Origin of the sequence: Micromonospora sp. NPDC005173, from assembly GCF_040608515.1 — a bacterium.
Taxonomy (GTDB): Bacteria; Actinomycetota; Actinomycetes; order Mycobacteriales; family Micromonosporaceae; genus Micromonospora.
Genome location: NZ_JBEXIK010000045.1, coordinates 43,134 through 53,573 on the forward strand (window position 1 = coordinate 43,134; position 10,440 = coordinate 53,573).

7 protein-coding genes are annotated in these 10,440 nt (G+C 72.6%); 2 read left to right on the forward strand and 5 right to left on the reverse strand.

Features of this window, described 5'->3' with window-relative positions:
• Positions 1 to 74: 74 nt before the first annotated feature.
• The 5 genes from pulA to ABZV00_RS31125 form a co-directional block, all read right to left on the reverse strand.
• A complete protein-coding gene (gene pulA, locus ABZV00_RS31105) occupies positions 75 to 5,576 on the reverse strand; it encodes a pullulanase-type alpha-1,6-glucosidase (protein ID WP_355612787.1) in 5,502 nt (1,833 codons plus the stop codon).
• A 130-nt stretch (positions 5,577 to 5,706) separates the two neighbouring features.
• A complete protein-coding gene (locus ABZV00_RS31110) occupies positions 5,707 to 6,381 on the reverse strand; it encodes a cellulose binding domain-containing protein (protein WP_355612789.1) in 675 nt (224 codons plus the stop codon).
• A 99-nt stretch (positions 6,382 to 6,480) separates the two neighbouring features.
• A complete protein-coding gene (locus tag ABZV00_RS31115) occupies positions 6,481 to 7,158 on the reverse strand; it encodes a hypothetical protein (protein WP_355612792.1) in 678 nt (225 codons plus the stop codon).
• A gap of 141 nt (positions 7,159 to 7,299) precedes the next feature.
• Positions 7,300 to 7,689: a hypothetical protein gene (locus ABZV00_RS31120; RefSeq protein ID WP_355612795.1), complete on the reverse strand. Its 390-nt coding sequence runs from the start codon at positions 7,687 to 7,689 to the stop codon at positions 7,300 to 7,302.
• 37 nt (positions 7,690 to 7,726) lie between these two features.
• Positions 7,727 to 8,410, reverse strand: a complete 684-nt coding sequence (locus tag ABZV00_RS31125) for a hypothetical protein (RefSeq protein ID WP_328418710.1) — start codon at positions 8,408 to 8,410, stop codon at positions 7,727 to 7,729.
• A 19-nt stretch (positions 8,411 to 8,429) separates the two neighbouring features.
• Between ABZV00_RS31125 and ABZV00_RS31130 the strand changes: the two genes are divergently transcribed.
• Together ABZV00_RS31130 and ABZV00_RS31135 are read left to right on the forward strand one after the other, a co-directional pair.
• A complete protein-coding gene (locus ABZV00_RS31130) occupies positions 8,430 to 8,618 on the forward strand; it encodes a hypothetical protein (protein WP_355612816.1) in 189 nt (62 codons plus the stop codon).
• Positions 8,619 to 8,693: 75 nt separating this feature from the next.
• The gene (locus tag ABZV00_RS31135) at positions 8,694 to 9,428 is read left to right on the forward strand and encodes a hypothetical protein (protein WP_355612798.1); all 735 of its coding nucleotides are present in this window, start codon (positions 8,694 to 8,696) and stop codon (positions 9,426 to 9,428) included.
• Positions 9,429 to 10,440 lie beyond the last annotated feature (1,012 nt).

Sequence of the window (10,440 nt, forward strand, 5' to 3'; positions counted from 1 at the left end):
ACGCGACAGCGGAACAGCGACGGAAAAGGTCGACCCCCTGCCACCTCCGGTGGCAGGGGGTCGACCCGTGCGAACTAGGGCTGTACGAACACCGCGACGCTCCGCGCCGGCACGGTGAACGTGCCGGTCGTCGCGTCGAACGAGGCGGTCCGCAGCACCGGGTCGGCCGAGGTACGCAGCACCGGGTGCAGCGTCACGTCCGCCCCGCGCAACCCGGACAGCCGCTGCGTAGCAGCCTCCGGAGTGCCGTTGAAGACCACCGTGACGGAGGCCCACCGCGTATCCAGGCCACGGCCGTCCAACGTCATGGTGAGCACGCCGGGCGTCTCTGCGGTGCCGGACAGCGGGAACGCCAGCCGCCGTTGCACCTCGTCGGCGCTGCCCAGCCCGAAGACCGGCGAGGACTCGCGGATCTTGAGCAGCTCGGCGTACCGGGCGTCGGTCGTGTCGATCGCCGCGCAGCCTGGCACCAGCGCCGCATCGGCGAGCAGCGGCCGCGCGTACGACCACTTGTCCTGGTTGTCGGCCGCCGGCGGCAGGCCGGCGCCGAACCCGTTGCCCCGCGTGCAGTCCCAGCGGATCTGGTTGAACCAGTCACCGGAGTTGTACGAGTTGCGGTCCAGCGACTTCGACCGCAGCCGCTCGGTGCCGGCGGTGACGAAGCCGGTGCCCTGCCCCAGCACCACCGTGCCCAGCGCCAGCACCTGCATCCGGGAGCGGTCCACCGCTGCGGTGGCCTGCGGCAGCTTGTACGCCAACGCGTCGTACAGGATCTCGTTGTCGTGCGCGTCGACGTAGGTGACCGCCTCCCCCGGCGCGGCGGTGTAGCCGGCCGGTGAGCCGTTGTAGTCCACCTGCGCGCCGGTGACCTGCCGTCCGGCGGAATCCGTGAACCGGTACCCGCGCAGGTTGCCGGTGAGCCCCACCTTGATCAGATCGTGGGCGTGCAGCAGCCGGGCCTTCTGCTCGGCCGGTGACCCGTTGACCGCATCGCCGTTCGGGTCGGTGTAGAGCCCGGAGGCGAAGCCCTGCGCCCGCGGGTTGGCGTCGAACGGCCCGCCGCCGCGCACCGCGTCACGCAGCCGGTCGTTGAAGGTGCCGATACCGGTGCCGGCCATGTTGGCCTGGGTGGCCTGCACGAACCGGGCGTCGTTGGCTACCTCGCCGAAATTCCAGCCCTCGCCGTAGAGCAGGATCGACCTGCCGTCCACCCCGTCGCGGGCGACGGTCAGCCGGTCCAGTGCCTTACGCACGGCCAGGATGTTCGCCTTCGGGTGGTGACCCATCAGGTCGAACCGGAAGCCGTCCACCTTGTACTGCCGCGCCCAGGTGACCAGCGAGTCGACGACCAGCTTGCCCATCATGGCGTGCTCCGGCGCGGTGTTGGCGCAGCAGGTGGAGTTGGCCACCGCGCCGTCCTCCAGCAGCCGGTGGTAGTAGCCGGGCACCACCTGGTCGAGCACCGACTTCGCGTCGGTGCCGGCCGCCGACGTGTGGTTGTAGACCACGTCCATGACCACCCGCAGGCCGGCGTCGTTCACCCCGGCGACCATCCGCCGAAACTCGGTGGTCCGCGCCGCGCCGGCCGGGTCGACCGCGTAGCCGCCCTCCGGCACGGTGTAGTGCAGCGGGTCGTAGCCCCAGTTGTAGCCGTCGGACTCGGCGACCGCCGCCACGCACTTCTGCTGCTCCTCGGAGTCGGGCGGCAGCGCCGGCAGGTCACAGGCCGGCTGGCGCTGGTCGGCCCGCTTCTCGGGGATGGTGGCGAAGTCGAACGCCGGCAGCAGGTGCAGGTGGGTGACGCCGGCGTCGCCGAGCGCCTTCAGATGGGTCATGCCGGCGGTCTTCGGGTCGGTGAAGGCAAGGAAGGTGCCCCGCCGCTCGGCCGGCACGGTGTCATCGGCGATCGAGAAGTCCCGCACCGACAGCTCGGAGACCTGCGCCTTCGCCGCCGGCACCGGGGCCGGCTTGCGCAGCGTCCGCCAGCCCGCCGGCGCTAGCGCCGGGTCGTTCAGGTCGACCAACCGGCTGTGCGTGGAGTCCGCCGCCAGAGCCACCGAGTACGGGTCGGTCACCGACGCGGTGACCACCTGCTGCCCCGCCGGCTGCCACGCCTGCACCTGGTATCGGTAGTACTTCCCGATCCAGGCATGGCTGCCCCGCGCCGACCAGACCCCGGTGCGGTCGTCGCGGCGCATCGGCACCGTCTTCGGCTGCGCGGTGGGCGAGTCGAACAGTTGCAGCGCCACCGACCGGGCGGTCGGCGCCCACAGCGCCACGCTCGGCGTGCGACCGGCGAAGGTCGGCCCGAGGGTGGCGTCGGCGGCCCCGGCGTACACGTCGTCGAGCACACCGGGGATCTGCACGCCGGTCGCGGCGAGCAGAGCGCCCTCGGCGTCGCGCTCGGTGACCAGCAACTGCCCACGCAGCGCCGCCGGCACCTTGGCCAGGTCCCCCCGGTCCAGGTTGAAGCCGCGGTACGACCACAGATGCGGGAACGCGGTGCGCTGGGCCTCGGTGAGCCCGTTGCGCTGCGCCCGCAGCAGCAGCGTGGTGTACGTCCCGGTCAGCTCCCCGTCGACCACACTCACCCCGCCGGTCGGCGCGGCGACCAGCGCGTACGTCCTGCCGTCGGTCGGCCCGGTCTGCCAGGCCACGGTGGACCGGTCGATCCAGTGCGCCTTCTGCTTGCTGATGTCGGTGTCCCCGCTGGTGCTGGTCGCGGTCGACGGCAGCAGCCGGCCCGGGGTGGCGGCGAGCAGCCACACCTCCCGGCCCGCGCTGGCGAAGTCGAGCCGCTGGTCGCCCGGCAGGTCCTTGGTGTCGCCCTGGTGGATGATGTAGCTCAGCCCGGTGGCCCCGGCCGCCAGCGGCACCCGGAACACCGCGCCGAACGCGTCGGTGGAGGTCGGCGGGACCGGCGTCGACCACTCGGTCGGGTTGGCCGCTCCGTCCCACAGGTGCAGGCCCCAGCCGTCGTAGTTGCCGTCGGCCCGCCGGTAGTGGATCACCGCGGTGCCCTCCTCGACCGGCGGCGCCGGTTCACCGGTGGCCGCCTGCCGGGTCGGGTAGATCGCCGGGTCGCCCTGCTTGAGCCAGACCTCACCGGTCTGCGTGACGTCAATGCTGCGGTCCGCGCCGACGTCCTTGGTGCCGTTCTTGTCGACCACCACGAAACCCACGGACTTCGCGCCCGGCTTGAGCTTCACCCAGGCGAACCGGCCGTAGGAGTCCTCCCCGGCGAACGGCTGCCCCTTCGGCCACTCGGTGACGTACGCCGGGTCGATGTCGCCCCAGGCGTACAGGCCCCAGTCGTCGTACCCGCCGGCGGGGCGCTGGTAATGCACCACCGCCCACTCCCGGGACCCGCCCTGCTCGGGCGTGCCGACGATGGCGGTGGACCGGGCGGTCGCGGTGCGGCCCCGCCCGTCGCGGACCACCGCCTTGTACTCCACCGGCGTTCCGCCGGCCAGCCCGGTCAGGTCGTGCTGCACGGTGTACGGCGCGTGGTCGGCGCTGCCGAGCAGCGTCCACCGGCCACCGGCGACCCGGGCGACGACGGTGACGGTGGCCAGCGGGTCACCGGCCACCTTGGCGGTGACCGCGGCCCGGGTGGCCACCAAAGCGTCCGGGGCGGGGGTGGTGATGGTGACGGTCGGTTTGCCGGCCGGCTGCGCGATGGCCGTACCGGACCGGTGCACCACCGCCGACAGCGGCGGCACGGTCACGGTCAGCTTGCCGTCGGCACCCGCCGTGGCGGCACCGGACGAACCGTAGATGCCGGTGAACGTGGCGCCGGCCGACCAGGTGTCCACGGTGACAGTCTGCGCGGAGTCGGCGTTGTTCACCGCCACCACGTACTCGATGCGGTCGGCGGGAGCGACCCGGGAGGCCGCGAAGACGCCCGGCCCGTCGGCGGCGTACCTGGTGACCTGCACGCCGTCGCGCAGCGCCGGGTGCGCCTGACGCAGCCGGCCCAGCTCGGCGATGGTCCGGTACAGCGGGTGGGTGGGGTCGAACTGGTCACTGGCGTGGGTGCGGTCGGTGCCGAGCAGGTCGTCGTCGAGGTAGTCGGGGACCTTCGAGGCGAACATGTCCTGCCGGGCGTCCTTGTCCCCGCCGGGGCCGGTGAAGCCCTGCTCGTCGCCGGAATAGATCACCGGCTGACCGCGGGTGAGGAACATCAGCTGGTGGGCCAACTGGTCGCGGCGAAGGTGGCTCGCCGGGGCGGTGCCGCCGCCAGCGATGAACGAGCCGATCCGGCCCATGTCGTGGTTGCCGAGGAAGGTGGTCAGCCGGCCGGCGTCGGTGTCCCGGGCGGCGTAGAGGTCGTCGCGGGCGTACACGTCGGCCAGTGCCTTCGCCGAACCGGCGCCGGCGGTGTAGCCACGCGCGGCCTCCTGGAAGGCGAAGTCGATGGTGGCCGGCAGGCCACCCTGCCGGACGTAGCTGGAGCTGATCTCCGGGTCGGCGCTGTACACCTCGCCGAACATGAAGAAGTCCTTCTTGCCGGCCTTCTCGGCGGCCCGCTCGATGCCCTTGCTGAACTGCGGCCAGAAGTCCATGTTGACGTGCTTGACGGTGTCCAGCCGGAACCCGTCGACGCCGGTCGCGCCGATCCAGTCCCCGTACGCCTTGGTCAGACCCTGGACCACCTCGGGTCGCTCGGTCCACAGGTCGTCGAGGCCGGAGAAGTCGCCGTACTCGCTGTTCTCGCCGGCGAAGGTGGAGTCGCCCCGGTTGTGGTACATCGTCGCGTCGTTCAGCCAGGCCGGCACCTTGACGGTGGCGTCCCCCGGGTCGGGAAAGACCGGGGTGTACGGCGCCGACGCCTGGTTCACCGGCGGGAAGGCGCGGCTGCCGTCGGCGTAGTTGCGGTCCTCGAACGCCCGCCCCTGCGCGTCGGTGTACGGCGAGGTGGCCTTGTCCACGTAGGCGTACCGGTCCTCGGCGTACTTGATCACGTCGGCGGTGTGGTTGACGATCACATCGAGGTAGATCTTGATACCGCGCTGGTGGGCGAGCTTGACCAGCCGCTTCATCTCCTCATTCGTACCGAAGTGCGGGTCCACCTGGGTGAAGTCCGTGATCCAGTAGCCGTGGTAGCCGGCCGAGATGTCGTCGCCCTTGCTCTGCACCGGCCGGTTCTTGAAGATCGGGGCGAGCCAGATGGCCGTGGTGCCCATCCCCTGGATGTAGTCCAGCTTGTCGATGACGCCCCTGAGGTCGCCGCCGTGGTAGAAGCCCTTGTCGGTCGGGTCGAGCCCGGTCCGCAGCCGGTCACCGGCGAGGCCGCCCCGGTCGTTGCGCGGATCGCCGTTGGCGAACCGGTCCGGCAGGACGAAGTAGAACTGCTCGGCGCGGGCGGTGTCGCTGCCCGCGTCGAGCAGCACCTCGGCGGTGGGCTCGTCGCGCCACTGGACCGCGCCTGCGGCGGCCAGCGGGTCGGTGCCGGACGGCCGGGGGTCCGCCTCGCCGCCGAGCTGGTGCACGGCGTCCGGGGTGCCGACGAGGGTGAGGGTGAGCAGGGAGACGAGGGCCAGCAGGGCGGTGCGCGGTATCGGCGGGGGTTTCATCGACGCCTTCCTCTGGTCGCTGATTGGCCGCACGCTAACCCTCGCCGAAACATTCTGCAATACCTTGCAAACACAGTCGCAACAAAGCAGCTTCCTTGCGAAAGCAGGCGCCAGCCGACGACCGTCCAGATCAGAACCCCGTGCAGCGCACCCCGTCGACCGTGCACCCCTGCGGACGGGTGGACGCCCGTTCCAGGTGGAACCGCAACGCCACCGAAGCGCCAGCCGGCACGTCCACCCCACTGACGTACGTGAAGTCGGCCCCGTCGGTCTGCCGCACCGTCCCCTGTGGCACGCCCTCCACCCAGGTGGTCACCAGTCGCCCACCCGAGAAATCCAGCCGCACCGTCCACCCCCGGTCCTCGCCGGTCGCGTTGGCGATCAGCACCTCGCCGATGAAACCGCCGTCGAAGCTCTGCACCACCCGGTACCGGCCACTCACCGCCGGCGGCCGATCCGGTGCCCGCGTCGTCGACCTCGGCCCGGCCGACGGGCTGACCGTCGGCGCTCGTGACCCGGCCGCGAGGCTCGGCGGCAGCCCGGTCGCGCGCGGCGACAGCCCGGGCAGCAACGGCCGCGCCGACGACGTCGGAGCCGGGCCGGTGAGCGGGACCGGCGTCTGCGGCAATGGCAGCGTCGGCGCCGACACGTCGTCCGGCGCCGGACTACGCCCCCGGTACGCGCCCAGGACCACGAAGAGCAGCACCACCATCACGACGAACCCGACGCACACCACTATCCAGGGCGACGACGTGACGGCGACCGGACCGTGGGACGGTCGCGGGGCGCGACGCATGCCGGACATGTACCTCCCTCAGCGGGCCGTCCGGGCAGCGTAGCGATCGGCGGCCAGGCCTGGAAACGCCGACAACACCCGCCCTGCCCCACCGAACCGGGCACCAGGTCAGCCGAGCTGGCAGTCGGCCCCGTTGACCGTGCACCGGACCGGCCGCTCCGCCGAGTCGTCCCAGCCGACCCGCAACCGCAGCGTCCGAGTGTCGCCCGGGTCCAGTGAACGGGTGCCCCGCAACACGAACTCGCCGTCCCCGCGCGCCGACACCGAGATCCCCGAGTCGTCGCTGACCCGCAGGAACCGCATGTCGTCGTCGAACGCCAACTCCACCCGCCAGTCCACCGACCGACTCGACCCGTTGGTGATCGACAGCACCGCCTCGGTCCCGTCCCGGCCATCCGTACCGACCTGGTACCGGGCAGTGACCGTGTCGCCCGCCGGACCCAGCGGCACCGCCGGGGCGCTCGTCCGGCCGGGAGCAGGCGAGCTGGTGGCGACCCGCGGCGACGGCGTCCTGGTGCTGCGCGACGGCCGCGGCGACGCCGAGCGCCGCTCCGCACCAGGCGTCGGCCCCCCACCGGACGACGCGGCGGCCGGCACCGTCGGCAGGAACACCGGCGGCGCCGCCACGGGCGCGCCCTCCCGCTCCCGGGTACGGAACGACAGCAGCGCGACCACCAGCAGCACCACCAGCACGCAGACGCCGAGCAGCACCACGATCCACGGCACCGAAGCCAGCACCCGGGTCGCAGTCCGCGCATCTCCCGCACCGTCCGGCCGCACCGCCACCAGGTCTCCCCTCGTCCCCCGCCGAGGCGCCAGCGTAGCCAGCACCGGCCAGACCGGAAATCGGGCGAGTAAGGATCGAACCGACCGGCCGGCCCGGACCGGAAAACGGCCGGCCCGCGCGGACGGTCCCGGTCGTCTCGGTCAGGCCGTCCGGATGACCGTGCAGATGGCCGGCCCCTCACCCGTGGTGCGCAGCAGGTATCGGTACCGCTCCCCCGGCACCGCGAGCCCTTGGCTGTCCAGGAACTCCCACTCCACCGCCACCATCGTCAGCAGCGCGGACACCGGCTGCACATCCCCGATCCGGGCATGCGCCGCAACCAACTCCCGGTCCTGGTAGTCGGGTGCCGCGCCCACGAAGGACAGCGCCACCGCCGCCGGTGAGGTGAACGAGAAGCTGTACGTGTCGGCCACCACCAACCCCGGCAGGGCGTAACACCTGACGATGGCCGGCACGTCGCCGCAGGTCAACGCCACGCCGTACCGGTCGAAGAAGTCGGCCAGCGTGTCGAGGTCGGTGGAGGCGCTCACGGCGACACCAATTGCCGGTCACCGGGCTGGCCAAACCTCAACGCGGCGGAACCAGGACCTCGATCTCCGCACCCAGCCCGGCGCCGCCGGCCAGACCCAGGTCATCCCCGCTCCAGAACCGCCCCGGGTCGTACCAGTTCGGACGCCGGCCGCCGGGCAGCAGCCCCATCGCCTCGTAGGTCACCGCCACCACCTCGGCGCAGTACGCCGTCTCCAGCGCCCGGTCCCGCGCCCCCGCCGACCCACCCGACGGCGTGACCGGCGCCGGCGGCGGTGCGAGCCGGCCGGGACGCGGCAGCGCCGGCACCCGACCCCGCACCCACCGCCAGGCCAGCTGGGCGGTGGACGGGAACGGCGTGCCGTCCAGCCGCGCGATCGTCCGCAGCACCGCCCGCTCCATCTCCCCGTCCGCCGGCGGGTCGAGCTGCCGTAGCCAGGCCCGCTGGCCGTACCGGTTGGCCCAGACACAGACCGCGTCCCGCAGGTCGTGCAGCTGCACCCCGCGCTGGTGGGTGCCCGACCACAGATCCGGCAACGACCTGCCCAGCTCCGCGTGCCACATCAGCGGCGGCATGTCGTCCAGCACCACCGCCATCCCGACGTGGTTGACCGGGCTGTTGGTGGTGAACTGGATCGCCCGGTCCGGCACGCTGCGGCCCCGGAACACCCACACGTCGCCGGTGCGGGTCAACTCGACCGCCTCATCCAGGCTGATGCTCATGAGGGTCTACCCTAGGCCGATGCGGCAACGGATGCGGTGGTGGAAGGTCCTCGGGCTGGCCGGCCTCGCCGGGGTCGCGGCCTCCGGCGTGGTCATCGCGCGGGCCGAACGGCGCCGGCGCGCGTACACCCCCGAGGAGATCCGGCAGCGACTGCTGGAGCGGCACGCCCAGGCCGGCGACGCCTCGAAGCCCGCCGACCCCGCCTGACCATCCGCCCCCGACGCTCCCCCGTGGACGGTCGACGGGGCAGATGGGCAGGCCCATGATCGCTACCATCGGGGCATGACGACGCCCGTCGCGCAGCGACCCTTCGTCCTGTCCACGCCCGCCGCGCCCGTCGAACGGCACGGCAACGTCGATCTGCACCTGCCCGACGGTGCCGGTCCCGCGCCCGCCGTCGTGCTGGTGCACGGCGCCCCGCTGCCCCCGGGCGTACCCGATCCCCGCGACTGGATGCTCTACCGCGGCTACGGCGCGCTGCTCGCCGAGCGCGGCCTGGTCGCCGCGCTGGTCAGCTACCAGGTGGCCGACCTGTCGGCGCTGCCCGCCACGGCCCACGACATCGCCGGGATGATCGAGCAGGTTCGCGCCGACCCCCGGGTCGACCCCGACCGGGTGGTGCTCTGGTTCTTCTCCGGCGGGGGCCTCTTCTCCGCCGACTGGCTGCGCGTCGCGCCGCCGTGGCTGCGCGGGATCGCGCTGACCTACCCGCTGCTCATCCCGCTGCCCGGCTGGGAGATCGACGCGAGGTTCCTGCCCGTCGAGGCGCTCGGCTCCGGCGCGGGTGTCCCGCTGGTGCTGACCCGGGCGGGGCGGGACATACCTCCGGTCCTGGCGGGTATCGAGGCGTTCCTCGCGGCGGCAACCACACACGGCCGGCCGGTCCGGGTGATCGAGGTTCCCGACGGGCAGCACAGCTTCGACATCCTTGACCACACCCCGCAGTCCGAGGCGGCCGTCCTCGCCGCCCGCGACGCCGTCCTGGACCTGCTCGACGCAGGCTTACCTGCGCACTAAGCGCGTCACGCGCGCTGAGCTGCCGGCCTGCGCCGCATGCACGGGTCCCGTTTTCGTCCAGCGCCCCGCCCCACGTCGTATGGCGCCCCATTCACGCGGCGTCACACGCGCAGGCCACCGTCATACGCGCGCGGCACGCCGAGGCCACACCTTCCCGGAAAGGGCGCAGACCTAGGAGGCCGCCGCTCGGCGGGCGGGCGCGTGCTTTTGCGCGTGATGACTCTGAGGGCTCAATATGACTCGCAGGTATCACGCTCAAACGTGCGGGTGTCCCCCGCCGTCGACCCGCCCGACTTCTGGTCTCCCAGCCAGGCTCGCCCCCGAGGGCCGGGGTGACGGGTGAGGTGAGGCCGCGGCCGTGACGCAGGCCGCGGGCCGCAGGCGTGACGGGTGACGGGGCCAAGGGCGTGACGCGGGGCGCGGGACGCGGGCGTGACGTGGGAGGCAGCGTTTTCCCGGAAAGTGCGCGGCTGGACGCCGGTCGACGTGGGCGGCCACGTGGGTGTGGTGTCCGGTTCGGGATGCGAGTCCGATCGGGTGTGACGCGCTCGGGGTAGATCGCCGGTGGGTCCCGGTTGTGGGGGCGGACGGGTGGGATGGGGTTGTCGGCCCGCGGCGGGCTGGGGGTGTCGTCCCGTTTGGGGTGGGCCGTCCCGTGGTCGGGGCCACCCTCAGCGTGGAATCGGGGGCCGGCCCGGGTCGTTATACCTGGGGATGCGACCGTGGCCCGGTGCGCGGCAGCCGCCGGGAACACCGGCCAGGCCGCCACGGTTACATCCCCTGTAGCCAGCCGCCAGCCGCCGGGAACACCCGACCGGCCGGCACGGTTACACCCCCCGTAGCCAGCCGCCAGCCCGCCGGGAACACCCGACCGGCCGCCACGGTTACATCCCCGGAACCCCGAGCAGGTCCCCTCCGATCGCCGGACCGTTCCCCCCTTCTTGAACTTCCTTGACGCGGCACCCCCCTGCCGCGTGCACCCCCGATGCAGAGGAGCACGCCATCATGCGTA

Coding starts and splice junctions, on each gene's coding strand:
- ABZV00_RS31135 (WP_355612798.1), top strand. CDS start 8,694: ATGACGACGCCCGTCGCGCAGCGACCCTTCGTCCTGTCCACGCCCGCC.
- ABZV00_RS31125 (WP_328418710.1), bottom strand. CDS start 8,410: ATGAGCATCAGCCTGGATGAGGCGGTCGAGTTGACCCGCACCGGCGAC.
- ABZV00_RS31130 (WP_355612816.1), top strand. CDS start 8,430: ATGCGGCAACGGATGCGGTGGTGGAAGGTCCTCGGGCTGGCCGGCCTC.
- pulA (WP_355612787.1), bottom strand. CDS start 5,576: ATGAAACCCCCGCCGATACCGCGCACCGCCCTGCTGGCCCTCGTCTCC.
- ABZV00_RS31110 (WP_355612789.1), bottom strand. CDS start 6,381: ATGTCCGGCATGCGTCGCGCCCCGCGACCGTCCCACGGTCCGGTCGCC.